This is a genomic window from Winogradskyella sp. 266wxhm (assembly GCF_058964685.1).
The window spans coordinates 2785623-2802190 of the sequence record NZ_CM179559.1 but is presented as its reverse complement, the minus strand read 5'-3'; the positions used below and the strand labels follow the sequence as shown (position 1 = coordinate 2802190).

Here is a 16568-nt window from a genome sequence, read left to right as displayed (position 1 = left end):
AATGGAGGGTTTAATTTTCATCATCGTTTTGATAGTAACACTATTTACCTATACCATAGTTAGAATTAGCATATCCTGCATTTTTTGGTCAGTAAATAATCCTAAAGATAAACAAGCTGTTTTTAGATTATACTTTCCTTACTATATCATTCTCTTAACTATGGTTTGTAGCGGATTAATCTGGAGTATGGATTTCGACATTCTCGCGTGGGAATATTTCTCGTCTGTTTACATCATAGCACTTTTAATCTGGAGATACGAATTGAAAAGTTACCAAAAACAAATAAACTCAACTCCGAAAACACCAAATCTACCATGAGCAAGCTACCACTAAAAAACTTAAGAAAGCAAATCATAATTTGGCTTTTTGAATACTCACAACGTCTATACACTAATTTGTTCAAAAACCATGAGTCGTGGAATATCACCAAACATGATTTATTGAAATTTCCTAAACCATCTTTTGGTAGACATCTTGGGGAGTTTTTAGATCGTAATAATTTTGAACTCATTCCAAAAGTAGAGCGACACGATTGCTATCATGTACTTTGCGGTTATAACACAGAAGTTGAAGAAGAAATTGCGCTACAATGTTTATGTTTTGGTAACGGTAAACGAAGTCCATACCTATATGGAGCTGTAATTCTCGGCGTGGCTATTCTTCCAGATTATTTCGGTTATTATTATTCATCTTATAAGAAGGGGAAAAATGCTAATCCATTTCATCATTTCGACTATAAAAAACTTTTGAACGTATCTATAGTAGAATTCAGAGAAGCTATTTTTTCAAAATCTGAAGCGTTGAAACTAAACATTACTCAATTATGAAAAAGTTCAAAATGTTAATTCTTATAGGTGTCTTACTATTTTTAGGTGTTTTTATAACTTATCATTGGATGAGTTTTAAAACTAGAAATCAGGTATTCGACAACCTTGAATCTATTCCTAAAAACAAAGTCGGTTTAGTACTTGGAACTGCAAAACACATGACTGATGGCACCATAAATCTATATTATAAATATAGAATTGATGCTACAGTAGAACTATATAAAGCCGGTAAAATTGAATACGTTTTGGTGAGTGGAGACAATAGCACTACATATTATGATGAACCATCAACATTCAAACAAGATTTAATTGCTAAAGGCATTCCTGAAAATAAAATATACTTGGATTATGCAGGTTTTAGAACGCTAGATTCTGTCGTTAGAGCCAAAGAGATATTCGGGCAAACCTCTATCACTTTTATTTCTCAAAAATTCCATAACCAACGTGCTATTTATATCGCTAATAATTATGACATAGACGCTGTTGGCTACAATGCTAAAGACGTTTACGATTTCCATTTCAGAGAATACTTTGCACGTTCAAAAGCAAGCTTGGACTTAGTTTTTAATGTAGAACCAAAATTCTTAGGTAAAAAAATAATTATAGAATGAAACTACAATTCAACAAATATTACCTAGTGCTGGCACATTCATTGTTTTTGATTGAGCTAGCTATAGCATTCATTATAAAAACCGGATTTATCCGCTACACCTTTGGCGATTATTTGGTCGTTATATTATTATATGCAATTATTAGAGGATGTACCAATCTGAAAGTTTGGGTCTCGGCATTGGTCGTCCTCGTAATTGCTTACACAATCGAACTACTTCAACTCACACCTTTCTTAACCTACTTTAATTTACAAGATAGTTTTACGGCTAGCCTCATCTTTGGCAATACATTTCAAGTTGAAGATCTAATAGCTTACACTTTAGGAATTGCAACAATTTTAATTATCGAACACTACTATGGAACACGTAAAAACACTCATACAGTCAAAATTTAAAAGTTTATCACTAGTAACTTTAGCATTAGCCTTTAGCGCTATAGCACTTATGATACGAATGAAGCTCAACAAATCCTTCTTCTTTCTATTTTTAATCTGGAATATCTTTTTAGCTATCATTCCTTTTGCCATAACAATGTACCTAAATACGAAGCCAAATCTTAGTCGACTAAAGTTAACGGTTTGGTTTGTTATTTGGTTAGCCTTTTTGCCCAATGCGCCATATATTGTCACAGATCTTATTCATCTTAAAGAGAGCACCTACCATTTGATGTGGCTTGATATTTTGGTAGTATTATCGTTTGCTATGACTGGGTTATTTCTATTCTATCTTTCAGTTTTGGATATGCAGCGATTAATTTCTCAAAAATTCAAGCGCATTTCGATTTCGTTTGTCACCATTAGCTTAATGTTTCTTTGTGGGTTTGGTGTTTACCTAGGTCGATTTTTACGTTATAATTCCTGGGAAATTTTGAGTCAACCTCAAAATCTTTTCCTCGATATTATAGATATGATAATTTTCCCTATGCAACACACAGGTGCATGGCTATTCACATTGGGTTTTGGAAGCTTTTTGTTGGTTGGATATTACATTTTAAAATATATTGACATTACTAACGAATAAACTAATCCATAACAACACTTGTTAATTACATAAACTGCTTTTAATCTAAAAAAATAATTAAGAGGTTAAACTTGTACAAAAATTCTTATATTTCTGTCTCTTAACTAAATAACATGACAGGAAATCTATATCCACCAAGCCCAACAGTTTTACCAAAAAAATTAACTGCGTTGCCTACTTCTTACCAAACAAGAGCTTTATTGGCAATACTATCCATTATTCTATTCTTTATCTTATACGGAGCATTAGTTGTTGTTTTGGGCTATTTGGTCTATTGGTCTTTTACCTATGATATTGGTTACATAAATAAAATAACTATTTTAGGTAAAATAGGTGCAATAGCTGGCTCGGTAATGCTTTTCTTTTTTACCTTAAAATTTATTTTTAAGCTTAAAAATCATAAACGAGAGAACCGGATAAAACTGGACAAAAAAGATTATCCAGAACTTTGGAGTTTCATCTTAAAAATATGTGATGAAACTGGTGCACCAAAACCTAAAGCTATTTACGCTGATCCAGACGTTAATGCCTATGTATCTTATACAAACATGTAGCTAAGCTTGTTTTTACCAGTTAAAAAAGAACTCACCATTGGTTTAGGATTAGTAAGTTGTTTAAACCTAACGGAGTTTAAAGCTGTAATGAGTCATGAATTTGGTCACTTCTCCCAACGAAGTATGAAAATAGGGAGTTATATTATTTCTGCAAATACAATTATTCATGATATGATTTTCTCAAGAGATAAGTGGGATAATCTTTTAGATCAATGGAGAGCCTCCGACCTAAGACTATCATTTGCTGCTTGGATTATTACACCTATTATTTGGCTGATAAGACAAATCCTAAATTTATTCTATCAGTTTCTTAATATTATGTATTCTTCTCTTTCAAGAGAAATGGAGTTTAATGCCGACAAAGTGGCTATAAGTACTTCCGGAAGTGATGCTATAATTTCTGGATTATGGAAGTTAGACAGCGGTTTCGAAAAATGGAACAACACAGTAAACTATGCTTATTTAGCATCTCAAAAAAAAATGTTTACTAAAAATCTATATACTCATAACAACCTTAGTTTAGATCGTATTAAGGAACAGCAGTCAGCTTTACTCAAAGCATTACCAAATGATGACAGAGGAGGCAAAACCTATTTTGTAGGCTCTGAACATTCTAAAGTAAATATGTATGCTAGTCACCCACCAAACAACATGCGTCAAGACAATGCTAAAATACCATTTGTTGCATGTGAAATCAATGAAGATTCTCCTTGGTTACTTTTTAATAATAAGGAGAATCTTCAACAAAAAATGACTCAATTAATATACGAACAGTATATCAATAAGAAAGCTGAAAGTTTTTCAAGCATTGAAGAGTTTGAAAATTTTATTACTTCAGAAAATCACGGTAAAGAATTGTTGGATGAATTTGGTAATGCTTTCGAAAATAGATTTATCAATATTCCAGAATTAGATATCATCGAAAAAGAGATAGATAATATAGAGCTTAAATTATCAAGTTATGAGCATTTAAAAAGTAAGTTAGATGAGTTAATGCAACCTGTGAAAGAAATTGAATTACTAATTTTAAAAGCGAACGAGATTGCACAAGGCACTACTAAAGATAACTCATTTGCTTTTAAGGGTAAAACTTATAAAAAGAAAACTGTACAACAAGGTTATGAAGAACTTGTTGCAGAACGAGAGAAATTATTTACCGAAACATTCAGTGAATGGGATAAAGACTTTTGTGCTTTTCACCTTGCTCTTGCAAAAAATCAAGATAAGTATGACCACTTAAAAAAACTATATCTACAGCATCAAGAACTAATCACATTTTATAAAAAAGCACTGGGTATTAAAAACACTATTTATACTGAATTAAATCAACTCCAATCCCAAGAACTAACAGAAAACGATGTAAGACGTTTTGGCTACAGAGTTAACGATTTGGCTACAAGTCTTAATAGTAGTTTAGAAAATTTTGACAATATGGAGTTCATTGAATTACCAAATATTGAAAATGTTAACGCTTTAAAAGAAGCATTAATTGACGGTGGTACAATAGAAAAGCGTACAGGAAATATATTTGAAAATGGTGGATTTAACTTACTAATGTCAGATATTGAGAATACGATTATGCATTGCAATCGCATAGATCAAAAAAATCTTGGTGTTATTTTAGATTATCATAAAAAATTACAAAAAGGGCTGGATTAGATTATTCTTTCCCGTCCACATAACCCTGAAGGTATTTAAAACGTTCAGTCAACTTACCATCAGCTGTTGTGATTTTTGCGCGTTTCAAAACACCTCGTTCATCATTATTGAAGAATGCTGGTATAACGTGTTCTACAAAAGTTTCACCAAAACCTTCGCTGGCATCTTTTGGCAATTCGCAAGGTAAATTATCTACCGCCATAACGGTTATGGCATCTTTGGTATCAAAAGCAACTTCTTGTTCGGTTTGCGGATTATAACCATAAAAAGGATCTGCTATAGTTGAAGGACGAATAGTACTTGCTACAGGTCCATCAATATCGCAAGATACATCAGCTACCAAATTGATTCTAAACTCTGGATGCTTAGCATCTTCTCTTGTAAATAAATATGGCGCATTATTACCATAAAAATGACCTGCTATAAAGTAATCCGTTTGCTTTGCGTAAGGCATAAAATTACTTTCGTAACCTGTTGGGTCTTTATAGAATTTGTACTTGTCCCCTACTTTACCATCCTTACGTTTTGCATACTCCATTACATCTGCCATGACGTAAACTGGTTCTGTAAATTCAGACGTTAAATACAAAGCATCGCTGACTTGTTTTATACCCAAATGGTCTAAAATTTCTTTGGCTCCGTAGGCTACTTTTCCTGTTCCAGTAAGTAAGATTTTTATATTTGGAATGGTAATTTTATCCAATTCTGCTTTTACTTCTTCTAAGTCAGCAAGTGTTTCTACTTTTGGAAGCGAAAACAAACCATCACGTAATCCCAAAGCCCTAAAACCATTATAAGCACCTACCAAACCTGCATAACGACCAAAACCTATTAAGCGCATGTTATTTTCACGAACTATCGTTTCATGATCGTACATTTCTATATGCTTGTCTAGCATAGCCTTTAGCAAGTCTCTATTGTAAGGTTGCTTCTTTATAGTATGCGAAAAATAGAAGTACTTTTTATTTGGGATTAAATTTTCAACCGGAACTTCCTTTACACCAATCATAACATCAGCATCAGACACATCATCTGTAACTGTAAAACCTAATTTAGCATAAGCCTCATCTGGAAACACACGTATATCCGAAGACTCGACAACAAACTCTGCTTCTGGAAATTTTTCTCTGGCTTCTGCTAAAGTTTCTGGTGAAAAGACTACTCGTCTGTCTGGGGGATTTTTACGTTCTTTTATGATGGCGAATTTCATACTGATGTTGATTTGTTTATTCATTTAATTGTTTATAGTTGTAGTAGACTACAATTCGAAAACGGAATAATTTGCCACGAAAATAAGTTTATTTAGATGGGTTTACAAATCAATCTATACGTTCTACTTCGCTTTCGCTTTTAAGGACGTAGTCTCCATCATCTTGTTTTATGTAAAGTGCTTTATCGCCAGACACGCCATGGCGTGTTACTTCGCTACCTTTTATAGTTTTCGTTACCTTTTCGGTATAGGTTTCTTCTACTTTACCTTTGGCCGTTCCGTTGCCCCAATTCCATTTTACGTTTGTTCCTTTCTGTATCATTGTAATCTGTTTTGTTTGAAATTAGAGATTATTACTGACAATTTTTCTTAACGATTTAATAAAATAAGCTTGGTACGGCTTTTGAGTTAATTATTTTAGTAATTTCGCACACCTTTGGATACTGATTACTGTTCATTGGTGGGTGCGTTAGGGATGGAAGCGGCATCCTTTTTTACGTCAGTTCGAGTGTTTCGCTTCTGAGCGAAACGTATCGAGAACAAGTAAAAAAGATACAGCGGACAGCCCGACTCTACGAAGTTAAACTAGTAGAGTAACGCCCAAATTATTTTATCATTTAACAGATTCCTGTCTACACAGGAAGTTTTGGGGTCGACTGGTTTTGACAGCGAGATTAATTAAATGGTAAGCACGTCGTGTAATGGTTTTGAAACACGTAAAAGGCTAGACCAAACTTTAAACGGCGAGAATAACTACGCTTTAGCTGCGTAATCTGAATTATAGTAAGATTCTGCTCATTCCTACAAGGTAGGAAGGCTAAATGTCTCCGAAAAGCCCTGGTTAGTGGCGTTTCTATTAGAGGCATCGTAAAAATTAACCAAGATTGGGTAGCGCTTTGATGCCCTTTCGAGATTAAAAAGCTAAGTGTAAAGTAGGCTGTCTTTAGCCAGCTTTGCATCGAAAAAATAAGAAAAGACTAAACGTGTAGAAAGCCCTTTGGTTACTTGTTTGGACGAGAGTTCGATTCTCTCCGACTCCACATAAAGCCTTGTATTACTTACAAATACAAGGCTTTTCTTTTTTAATACACCTATTTTAATTATAAATTTTCGTTACATTGTAAACATAAATATATAATGTGGATATAGTTAATACGTATATCCTGTTGTTACCTGCCATTATAAGAAAAATTGCGAATATGAAAGAATTCAGGAAGATTGAAATTAAGCCTTTAAAAAGTTTTTCCGATTTGAACTTAAACGTTGTTAAGCAAGTAAATGTTGGAACTGTTAACCGAAATGAAGAAGTGGATAAGCATTTAACTTCACTTTTCAATTATGTAAATAGAAATCCTGATATTTCAATGGTTGGTGTTAGGAAGGGCAAAGACGTATTTTTATCAAGTCAAGTTAAATCGTCTGCGAATAAAAAAAAGATTTACACTTTTCCCGAGCCAAATCCAGTTTGTATTTATTATAATATCGCCAATGAAAATTTAGAGAAATCCGCTAAATTAAAGAACACCATACTTTCCAAAGAGCAGAATTTTGATGCTTTCGACGACTTTGACAAATTCTCGCAATATTATAGCCTGACAAGTCAAGGAATCATCTTTTTAATAACTACTGTAGAAGGTTTCATAAATCAATTTTTTGAAGAAAAGGAATATACAATAGATGGAAAAGCCAAAACAAAAAAAGATTTAGAATGGTCAAATTTAGACGATAAGCTAAATATCATTTTACCTGAACTATTAGGTTTGAAGTTTAGTGAACTTCATAACGAGGAATATCAAAGCATAATAAACTCAAATTTATTACGAAATGATTTAATTCATTTAAAGCGAACTGAAAAAAGTAACAACACCTCGTATCAAGAATTATTTAAGAAATTAATAGATTATAAACATCATAAAAGTTCAGAGGCTGTTTATAAATTTTTGACTACATTAAAACCAAATTACTTTGACACGAAAAAATAACGGCAGGTAACATTGTATATAAAAAATAGCGCAAGTCATTGCTAACTCAAAGGTTTGGGTATTTATGGAAAGTCGCCAAATTTTTAAATTTGACGATTTCCAACATAAAAAGATAAATAGTAAAATTTAAAAATTTGGCTTGTGTTAATCTGAAAAATAACAGCTTATTTTCAGCGCTACTTTTCATATACAGAGCCGTTAGCTACAACACTCACCAATGAACGAAAAAGAAGCAAAGGAAATCATAGAAAATTTTGTTCTAGAAAATTTTGATGATAGGTGGCATACCAAACCTTTATTTTTCAGAGAATATTATGATTTTTTTAAATTCTATATAAACTCTAAAGAATATGTTGAGACTGGAGAGTTTGGGAAAAATTTTGTCGGACTTGGTAGTGCTTATATAAGTAAAAAGTTCAAAGAAATTGTACAATATGGTTCTGGACATTATAGAACTACAGAGGACTTTCTGAAAACTGAACATAAACTATCTTTAATAAGGACAAAATATAATATAGATCGTGCTGATTACCGCTATAACGTTTCAATTCAAAACATAATTGATGAAGAAAAGGCTTCTAAATACATCGATGGAATTTTGATTTATTCAGGCGGTCTAACATTCAAAGAAATGAAAAGCCAGAGAAACTATGAGCTGTCCTCGATTAATTACTTTGGATTATTAAACTTACTCTATTTCAATATAATTAATCCATTTTGCGAAATATTTTATGAAAAAAGAATAATTATTGGACATGACGATATAAATGAGTTGAGACAGTTTTCTTCCATTAATGGACATGACTCAGAAGATATTCTTTTTCAAGAGTATATGTTGGAAAAAGTTAATTCTGTTCATCCAAAAATCAGATTAGACAAATGTTATAGTGTAGATATTAAAGAAATCTATAAAGATGAACTGTTTTCCCAATATTCAACAATAGCTGGCTTTTCATATTATGGTTATGATGAGCAAACTGGTTTTGAAGGTTTTTTATGGTATCGTGAAAATGAGATAGAAAAAAGAATAAAGCAAAAAAAGATGTCATTCGAATTTGTTAAAGGAATAGATATACTTTTTTTCTTATTTATAAACTCAATCACACCCTTTTGTAGATTGGAACTTAATCTATTAAATATTAAAAATGTACAGTAGCTAACAATGTTTATAATTCATTGCTAGTAATCGCCTACCTACGAAAATTTCGCTAGAATTTTCTATTCGGTTTGTATTTGCTAAATTAGTTGCTCAATCTCGCCACTAATCACACACAAACCGTTGGGCATAATTACGAAAAACAGTGCATTTGATAAAAATTTCATACTAAATCGAACTAATTTGGAATGAGTAATAAAACCATTACAATTGAAAATTTTGAAGAACTCACTGCTAAAATGAAAACAATGGAATTCTCTGTTGAGTGGAAAGTCAGCTCTGATATTGGTCCTGATTGGATAGGAAGTTATAGAACAATAGATTTTTATTTAAATGAATGTATCTTGACTGAAACAAAGTTTTGTGAAAGTTTAAAAGATAAATTAATCAAAATAATACCAATCCCAAATGAAAGTAAAGACTATGTAATTACTGGTGATGGCGATATTACTTTAGAGAATAAACAACTGAAAATTTATTATTCGTGGGAAAAAGCAATTCCTTATGACAATCCTAGTGAATATAAAGAAGAGAAAGTGTTATTTTACCCTTGATATTAAAAACAAAAAACTATGCGCAACAATAGTTATAAGTAATTGCTTGTTATTACCTACTTCTGAAAACCCTCGAGGATTTTATGTTTGGTATATACTTGCAAAGTTAAGTGCTAACCCACGTAACTATTTATAGCCGAGACCGTTGTATGCAATTTGAACAGCGAGCATATGAATCCATTATTTAAGCTAATTCCTGAATTAGAAGATTTTTTAAAATCTGTTAGGGAATCAATGATTTATGATTTGGTATTTTTTATTAAAAGAGAATCCTCTAATCCAAAATTACGGATGCTAAGTTTCATTTATTCCTTTGAAGATTTTAAAACTATAGTTTATTCTCTAGACAATAAAGGAGAAACTATTACTGATGTTGTTGGTTTACCGATAAAAGATTATGAAAATCTTTACTCAATGGAAAATTATGGAAGATTTGTTCCTTACGAACTAGAAGAAAAAGAAGATAAAATATACAAACAATATCAAGAGCTTGAGGACAAAGATAAGCTAACAGAATATTGGGATTATAGTGAAGAATATCAAAGCATGAAAAGTGACATTTTTAAAAGTTGGTTTATGGATTGTTGGCAAGTCGCAAGTACGAATACTAACGCAGGAATTTTAGCTTGCCTTGCAATACATGATTCTTCGGGAGGAATTGAATTAACAACTGGAAAATATATGACTGATGATGAAATCGAAAATATTTTTGACTAATCTAATACTTATTAGAACTGAAAAAAAACGGAATTAAAAAACTGCACAACAATATATATAACCGCAATATAAACAAGCAATGTCGAATCAAATAAAAAACAAACTGATTTTAAATCAAAAAGAATTTGACATACTAAAAGCAACACAAGAAGGATTAATAGAACCAAAAGATTTTGGAATTAAATCTAAATACCGTGCCTCAATTTTAATGAGAGGATATTTGACATCATACAAAATTGACTCTAACTCAAACTTTATTCTAAATAACTTTAGGGTTAATGTAAATATGAATGATGATATGAAAATAATTAATGGAGTTTCGCCTCACATTTCTTCGAAAACAGACCTTGAATCCAGAACTACTTATAGAGAATATAGAAATCTCAACTTATTTGTAAACTATTCTGGAGATATTCTAATAGGTAAGGGAGTTATTAGCAACTTAAATATACGATACAGACTATACGGAACTGAATATGAAGAAGTTTTTGAATTAAATATAGAAAAAGGCAAAGTTGTTTCAATAAAAAATTTATCGGAAAAGATTAAACTACACAAATTAAAATTTAAAAATGGTGATTGGGACATAGATACTCAAGGCACTGAATTTGATAATGAAATTGTGAAGTGGCTATTTAGAGATATTCAATTTTAGAAATAGTAGCTAACAGATTATCGAATAAATACTATTGCCAGCAACATCTATAATTCATTGCTTCCGACTTTCCTCTCAGAAAGTCCATGCAAATTTGCTATCTTCGGTTTACGACAGAAAAATCCTCACGAATTTTCACGCAATGAGCCTTACACAAAACTGTTCATTCTTCAAGAAACACTCAAATTAAATGAAATACAATAAATCTTACATATATTCATTTTTACTATTTACAATATTTACAGCTTGTCATAATGAAAAAGATGTATACATTATCAACGATAATTCTAATTTAGAATTTCGTATAAATATTCGTCCGGAAAAAGGACAACTTATGATAATTGAGAACGGTTCAAAGGAATATGAGAGATTAAAAGCGTATATCAATAATCTTGAAGATTTGAATGAGGTAGAATATATAAACACCTATCCTTTTTATACAATAAATGGTGAAGATTTAAGGATTCAAATCAATGTTGACAGTATTTATATTGAATATCTAAATCAAAAACAAGAGCATATAAAACTGTCTAAAAAAATCTCTATCGACGAATTTCTTGACTTTAATTATTTATCTCATTCTGATAACCGAATCCTTGATTTAGGAAACTTGTATGGTATTGGATATATTAAAAAGGATAAATATACTGAGTGTGGAATTGTACCTCAAGAAATTGAATATCACTACAAAGTTGGAAAATGGAAATTTTGGAATTTAGAAAGAAATTTGATTGCGGAAGGTGAATTTGAAATCGATAGTGCTTTAGCAAAAGGAAGAGGAGGTTGCGATTTTATGGTAAAAATGTCAAAAGTAAAAAATAGAAAATGGAAATTTTTCAATGGAAATGGAGAAGAAACTAAAGGAACCATTGAACAAATTTATAATATTGAAAACGCAAAATAGCAACGTCTGTCTGTAACGCTATAATTAATTGCTTGTTCTCGCTTACTTCTGAAACCCACTCAAAACTTAAACCAGATTTTAGGATTTACTTAATACGCTTTCTCCCTACTTAGAATTATCTTTACAAAAAAAGACTATGCTTACTTGGAAAGACATTATAAATTTTGCCGTTAACGGTAACCCAACACCAGACCAACGTGTAGAAAAATTGGAAACGGAATGGCAAGCGCAACTCACACCAGAGCAGTACCGCATCACCAGACAAAAAGGTACAGAACGCCCTCATAGTGGTGCATTATGTAGTACTTATGATGAAGGCAAATACAATTGTATTTGTTGCAATACTCCGCTTTTTGATTCTACCATAAAATTTAGTTCTGGAACTGGCTGGCCAAGTTTTACACAACCTATTAAAGAAAATGCTATTAAATACGAAAAGGATTCCTCTTTTGGTATGGTTAGGGTTGAAGTGATGTGCAATACTTGCGATGCGCATTTGGGCCACGTATTTCCTGATGGTCCAGAGCCTAGCGGTTTACGTTATTGTATTAATTCAGAGTCTATGACCTTAGACAAAGAGACGGCCTAATGGAAGACAAGAATATACAAATTGCTACCGTTGGCGGAGGTTGCTTTTGGTGCACCGAAGCTGTTTTTCAAGAAGTCAAAGGTGTAGAAAATGTGGTTTCTGGTTATTCTGGTGGCAACGTTCCCGGAAGACCTACTTACAGAGAAATTTGTTCTGGCCTTACTGGTCATGCCGAAGTGGTTCAGGTTACTTTTGATGCCAATGTTATTTCGTATCAGGATATTCTTGTGATTTTTATGACTACGCATGATCCAACAACGCTTAACAGACAAGGAGCAGACAGAGGTACACAATACCGTTCGGTAATTTTTTATCATAATACTGAACAAAAAAATACCGCAGAAATTGTACTAAATGAATTAGCGGAATATTATGATGATCCTATTGTGACAGAAATCACTGAAGCACAACCATTTTTTGAAGCCGAAAAAGAACATCAGGATTTTTATAAAAACAATCCAGATTATGGCTACTGCACATTTGTTGTAGAACCTAAACTTACAAAGCTTAGAAAGCTACATGCTGATAAGTTGAAATAGCTGACTTATTTTTTGAAGTTATCCAAACCTTTTTGTAACCATTGATAGTAAGCTTTGTCATCTGGTTCAAAAGCGTTGGTTGTGTTTAATAGTTCCATATCATGGTCAACTAAGACATAATAAGGCTGAGAATTATTCTGAAAATTAATGGTCTGTAACGTTCCCCATTTATCGCCAATAGTCTTTATTTTTTTCACAGAACCATTCGGTCTTAAGTATTGAAACTGCTCAGATTCTGGTAATAGTTCCTTATCATCTACATATAGCGAAATAATTACATAATCATTCACCAATGTTTCTTTTACCTTATCGTCTGTCCATACCTGTTCTTCCATCTTACGACAGTTTACACAGGCCCAACCTGTAAAATCGAGCATAATGGGTTTATCTAAAGATTTAGCTAACGCTATACCTTCTTCAAGCGATTTTGTAATGGTAAACTCTTCTGTCTTTTCATAAAGACTATAAGTTAGAGGTGGTGGAAAACCACTCAACAATTTTAAGTTAGCATACTTTGTATTTGAGAGTCCAGGAATTAAGTAAATAATAAAAGAAACTACCAGAATTCCTGTGGTGATTCTTCCTTTACTTAATTTTTGAAGTGGACTATCGTGCGGAAACTTAATCTTACCGAATAAGTATAATGCCAAACCTATTCCGATAATAATCCAAATGCCTATGAAAATTTCACGTTTCAAAATTCCCCAATGCTCAACTAAATCGGCGTTTGATAAGAATTTTAATGCCAAGGCTAATTCAATAAATCCGAGTACCACTTTTACGGTATTTAACCATCCTCCAGATTTTGGTAAAGAATTCAACCATTTTGGGAACATTGCGAATAAAGTGAATGGTAAAGCTAAAGCTAGACCAAAACCACTCATTCCCATGGTTAATTGCATCGCGCCACCATCAGCTGTCAGTGAACTTCCTAATAAAGTTCCTAATATTGGTCCTGTACAAGAAAAGGATACAATAGCTAAGGTTAAAGCCATGAAAAATATCCCGATAAAACCTCCAATCTTATTCGCTTTGCTATCCATTGCAGCACTCCAAGATTGTGGTAAGGTCAATTCATAATATCCAAAAAACGAAAATGCAAATGCTATAAATATGATGAAGAAAATAATATTTAAAGTAACATTAGTTGAGATATTATTGAGTATTCCTGGATCTAAAGAATCTAATAAATGAAAAGGAATACTTAACAATACATAGATTAAGAAGATAAAGAAGCCATATAAAATTGAATTAAATAAGCCTTTTTTAGGGTCGCTTGCACTTTTGGTAAAGAATGAAACCGTAAGCGGAATCATTGGAAACACACAAGGGGTTAGTAAAGCAATTAAACCTCCTAAAAAGCCAAGAAAGAATATTGATAAATTACTTTGTTCTTCAACCGTTTGCTTTTCAAATTTATTCCAACCTGTAACATTTATATCTAAAGCTTTGGAAAGTTCCTTACTACGCTCATCAATGGCTACAACCTCTTCTTGTGCTTTTTCACCACTCAACAAGGTGGTAAACTCTTTTACTTCTGGTTGCAGACATTTTTCATTATCGCAAACCTGGAAAAAAACCTCTGCTTTAATTTCTTTTATTTCAGGATTTAGAACTTTTATTTTTTGTTCGAATGTGGCTGTCTCTTCAAAATATAGCACCTCCATATCAAAGGCTTCTTCAAAAATTTGAATAGACTCAGACTCTTTGGTATCGCCTATCAATTCATAATTCCCATCTTGATCTAAAAAAGTGAACTCAGTTGCAATTGGCCCTAAACCTGTTGTATCTAAAGATGTTTGAGAGTAGAAATGCCAATGCTCATCAATCTCAGCAATGTATTTTAAATTGTATTCTGTATCAGAAATTTTTTCAATTTCAGACTTCCATTTAACTGGTTCTAAAATTTGTGAAAATACACTTGAAGATAATCCTAGAAATAAAAGGAAGAACAGGAGCGATCTTTTAATAGTCATATATTAAGGCATTAAAAACACAAAAGTAATTGTTGTGTTTTTATTAAAAATTAATAGTCGACTAATTTATAAAAACCTTAAGAAATTGTGATTGTTTTAAAGCACAAAAAAAACCGAACTCAATGTTCGGTTAATAAATTTATGGTGTACTTTCTATTTTTATTTTATCAGAATGCTGCCACTTTGAGATGCCTCCTTCAAGATCGTAGACCTTTTTAAAACCTGCATCTTTAAGTTTTTTAGCACATTTTGCACTTCTGTTACCACCCTTACAATACAAGATAACAGGCTTTTCTTTATCTAGCTTAGTAATATCTTCATCGAAAGTAGGTGAGTTAAAATCTATATTTTGAGAATCTACTATTCGAACTTCTTCAAACTCTTCAGGAGTTCTAACATCAACTAATTGAACATCTTCAGTATCCAAAATAGTTTGCATCTCTTCTGCAGTTACTAATTTTACTTCAGCATCTTCATAAGACTTGTTTATACAACTTGTTGTGAAGCTTATTGCTACAAGAAGACAACAGATTAAACTTAACTTTTTCATAATAAGTGAGCTTTATTATTATTGGTTGGCAACATCACCTTGCCACTCATTAAATCCGCCTAATAAATTATAGGCCTTTTCAAAACCTAATTGGTTCATTATTGCACATGCTTGAGCACTTCTAGCTCCTGATCTGCAATACACATAATAGTTCTTAGTTTTATCCAATTCTTCAAGTTCGTAAACAAAACCTTGCCCTTTATAAATATCTATATTAATGGCATTAGGTATAAAACCATCGTTAACCTCTTCTTGTGTTCTAACGTCTAGAATTACAGAATTATTATCATTTTCAAGTTGATTGACCCAGTCTTTTTGAGATAAATCTGCCATAAATATGAATTAAATTTAAGCAAAATTAACATTTCTTTAGGATATAGACGTAAAAAAATCCGAAGTGTTACAACTTCGGATTAATTTTAACATTTTAAGTTTAGCATTTCATAAACTAAACTTTTATAGTACAACCTATTGCTTTTGTTTCTTTTATTTCAATTTCTTGCTTATTTAATAATGCATTTACAGCATCTTGCACATAAGTTGTGGTTACTGCACTAGCATCTTTGTAATTATCGTCAATAGCACCAATGTACTTAACAATATTTCCTTTATCTGATTTTTGAAGTACATAAACATGTGGTGTTTTAGTAGCACCATATTGTGGGTAGATTTCTTGATCCTCATCCATTAAATAAGGAAAAGTAAATCCTTTTTCTCTAGCTCTTTCCTGCATAGCTTCCATACTATCACCTGGCTTAACTTTTGTATTATTCGGCATTATTGCTATTACTGGGTAACCTTTTGAAGCAAATTTTTTGTTCAATTCTTCAATTCTATCTTCATAAGCCACAGCATATGGACAAGTATTACAAGTAAACACAACAATAAACCCTTTTGCTTCTTTATAATCTGATAAAGACACCATTTTACCATCAATGTTTTCTAGACTAAAATCTGTAGCAACATCACCAATTTTATAACCACCTTCTTCAGTGGTTGCTGTAAAAGCAGATAATGCTACTGTCAACACCATTACTGCGAATAATTTTAAAGTATTCATAAGC

Annotated in this window: 21 protein-coding genes and 1 other RNA gene; 16 read left to right on the top strand and 6 right to left on the bottom strand. The window is 32.0% G+C overall.

The genetic code is table 11. The features are described from left to right. The first annotated feature begins 1 nt into the window (after position 1). The 7 genes from AC2H4K_RS12565 (at position 2) to AC2H4K_RS12535 (ending at position 4672) form a co-directional block, all read left to right on the top strand. The gene (locus tag AC2H4K_RS12565) at positions 2–319 is read left to right on the top strand and encodes a hypothetical protein (RefSeq protein WP_281140200.1); all 318 of its coding nucleotides are present in this window, start codon (positions 2–4) and stop codon (positions 317–319) included. Next, on the top strand, positions 316–828 hold the full coding sequence (locus AC2H4K_RS12560) for a Coq4 family protein (protein WP_281140201.1): 513 nt from the start codon (positions 316–318) through the stop codon (positions 826–828). The genes AC2H4K_RS12565 and AC2H4K_RS12560 overlap by 4 nt, the downstream gene beginning before the upstream one ends. After that, a complete protein-coding gene (locus tag AC2H4K_RS12555) occupies positions 825–1439 on the top strand; it encodes a SanA/YdcF family protein (RefSeq protein ID WP_281140202.1) in 615 nt (204 codons plus the stop codon). Before AC2H4K_RS12560 ends, AC2H4K_RS12555 begins: the two co-directional genes overlap by 4 nt. After that, positions 1436–1834, top strand: coding sequence for a ribosomal maturation YjgA family protein (locus AC2H4K_RS12550; protein ID WP_281140203.1), 399 nt, complete (start codon positions 1436–1438; stop codon positions 1832–1834). Before AC2H4K_RS12555 ends, AC2H4K_RS12550 begins: the two co-directional genes overlap by 4 nt. Continuing rightward, a complete protein-coding gene (locus AC2H4K_RS12545; protein WP_281140204.1) occupies positions 1797–2459 on the top strand; it encodes a DUF1361 domain-containing protein in 663 nt (220 codons plus the stop codon). The genes AC2H4K_RS12550 and AC2H4K_RS12545 overlap by 38 nt, the downstream gene beginning before the upstream one ends. A 113-nt stretch (positions 2460–2572) precedes the next feature. Continuing rightward, complete coding sequence (locus AC2H4K_RS12540) at positions 2573–3013, top strand: M48 family metalloprotease (protein WP_281140205.1); 441 nt, start codon at positions 2573–2575, stop codon at positions 3011–3013. A gap of 6 nt (positions 3014–3019) precedes the next feature. Continuing rightward, positions 3020–4672, top strand: coding sequence for a M48 family metallopeptidase (locus AC2H4K_RS12535; RefSeq protein ID WP_281140206.1), 1653 nt, complete (start codon positions 3020–3022; stop codon positions 4670–4672). A gap of 1 nt (position 4673) precedes the next feature. Here the strand turns inward: AC2H4K_RS12535 and AC2H4K_RS12530 are convergent, their stop codons facing one another. Continuing rightward, the gene (locus tag AC2H4K_RS12530) at positions 4674–5882 is read right to left on the bottom strand and encodes an NAD(P)-dependent oxidoreductase (RefSeq protein WP_281140285.1); all 1209 of its coding nucleotides are present in this window, start codon (positions 5880–5882) and stop codon (positions 4674–4676) included. A gap of 109 nt (positions 5883–5991) precedes the next feature. Beyond that, positions 5992–6204: a hypervirulence associated TUDOR domain-containing protein gene (locus AC2H4K_RS12525; RefSeq protein ID WP_281140207.1), complete on the bottom strand. Its 213-nt coding sequence runs from the start codon at positions 6202–6204 to the stop codon at positions 5992–5994. A 326-nt stretch (positions 6205–6530) separates the two neighbouring features. Between AC2H4K_RS12525 and ssrA the strand changes: the two genes are divergently transcribed. The 9 genes from ssrA (at position 6531) to msrA (ending at position 12978) form a co-directional block, all read left to right on the top strand. Next, positions 6531–6925: a transfer-messenger RNA gene (ssrA, locus tag AC2H4K_RS12520) on the top strand. Between the two features lie 156 nt (positions 6926–7081). Then, positions 7082–7864: a hypothetical protein gene (locus tag AC2H4K_RS12515; protein WP_281140216.1), complete on the top strand. Its 783-nt coding sequence runs from the start codon at positions 7082–7084 to the stop codon at positions 7862–7864. A 217-nt stretch (positions 7865–8081) separates the two neighbouring features. After that, positions 8082–9020: a hypothetical protein gene (locus tag AC2H4K_RS12510; protein ID WP_281140217.1), complete on the top strand. Its 939-nt coding sequence runs from the start codon at positions 8082–8084 to the stop codon at positions 9018–9020. A gap of 188 nt (positions 9021–9208) precedes the next feature. Continuing rightward, a complete protein-coding gene (locus AC2H4K_RS12505) occupies positions 9209–9574 on the top strand; it encodes a hypothetical protein (protein WP_281140218.1) in 366 nt (121 codons plus the stop codon). 171 nt (positions 9575–9745) lie between these two features. Further along, the gene (locus AC2H4K_RS12500) at positions 9746–10291 is read left to right on the top strand and encodes a hypothetical protein (protein WP_281140219.1); all 546 of its coding nucleotides are present in this window, start codon (positions 9746–9748) and stop codon (positions 10289–10291) included. Between the two features lie 79 nt (positions 10292–10370). Next, positions 10371–10946 carry a hypothetical protein gene (locus tag AC2H4K_RS12495; protein ID WP_281140220.1) on the top strand — a complete coding sequence of 192 codons (576 nt, stop codon included), beginning with the start codon at positions 10371–10373 and terminating at the stop codon, positions 10944–10946. Positions 10947–11136: 190 nt separating this feature from the next. Continuing rightward, complete coding sequence (locus AC2H4K_RS12490; RefSeq protein ID WP_281140221.1) at positions 11137–11850, top strand: hypothetical protein; 714 nt, start codon at positions 11137–11139, stop codon at positions 11848–11850. Positions 11851–11986: 136 nt separating this feature from the next. After that, positions 11987–12439 carry a peptide-methionine (R)-S-oxide reductase MsrB gene (gene msrB / locus AC2H4K_RS12485; protein ID WP_281140222.1) on the top strand — a complete coding sequence of 151 codons (453 nt, stop codon included), beginning with the start codon at positions 11987–11989 and terminating at the stop codon, positions 12437–12439. Next, the gene (gene msrA / locus AC2H4K_RS12480) at positions 12439–12978 is read left to right on the top strand and encodes a peptide-methionine (S)-S-oxide reductase MsrA (RefSeq protein WP_281140223.1); all 540 of its coding nucleotides are present in this window, start codon (positions 12439–12441) and stop codon (positions 12976–12978) included. The genes msrB and msrA overlap by 1 nt, the downstream gene beginning before the upstream one ends. A gap of 5 nt (positions 12979–12983) precedes the next feature. Here the strand turns inward: msrA and AC2H4K_RS12475 are convergent, their stop codons facing one another. The 4 genes from AC2H4K_RS12475 to AC2H4K_RS12460 form a co-directional block, all read right to left on the bottom strand. After that, positions 12984–14954 (bottom strand): protein-disulfide reductase DsbD family protein, encoded by a 1971-nt coding sequence (locus tag AC2H4K_RS12475; protein WP_281140224.1) that lies wholly within the window; start codon positions 14952–14954, stop codon positions 12984–12986. A gap of 139 nt (positions 14955–15093) precedes the next feature. Further along, positions 15094–15504, bottom strand: coding sequence for a rhodanese-like domain-containing protein (locus tag AC2H4K_RS12470; RefSeq protein WP_281140225.1), 411 nt, complete (start codon positions 15502–15504; stop codon positions 15094–15096). A gap of 18 nt (positions 15505–15522) precedes the next feature. Next, entirely contained in the window at positions 15523–15837 is a 315-nt protein-coding gene (locus AC2H4K_RS12465) for a rhodanese-like domain-containing protein (RefSeq protein WP_493742440.1), read from the bottom strand. 115 nt (positions 15838–15952) lie between these two features. Further along, entirely contained in the window at positions 15953–16564 is a 612-nt protein-coding gene (locus tag AC2H4K_RS12460; protein WP_493742439.1) for a thioredoxin family protein, read from the bottom strand. Between the last annotated feature and the right edge of the window lie 4 nt (positions 16565–16568).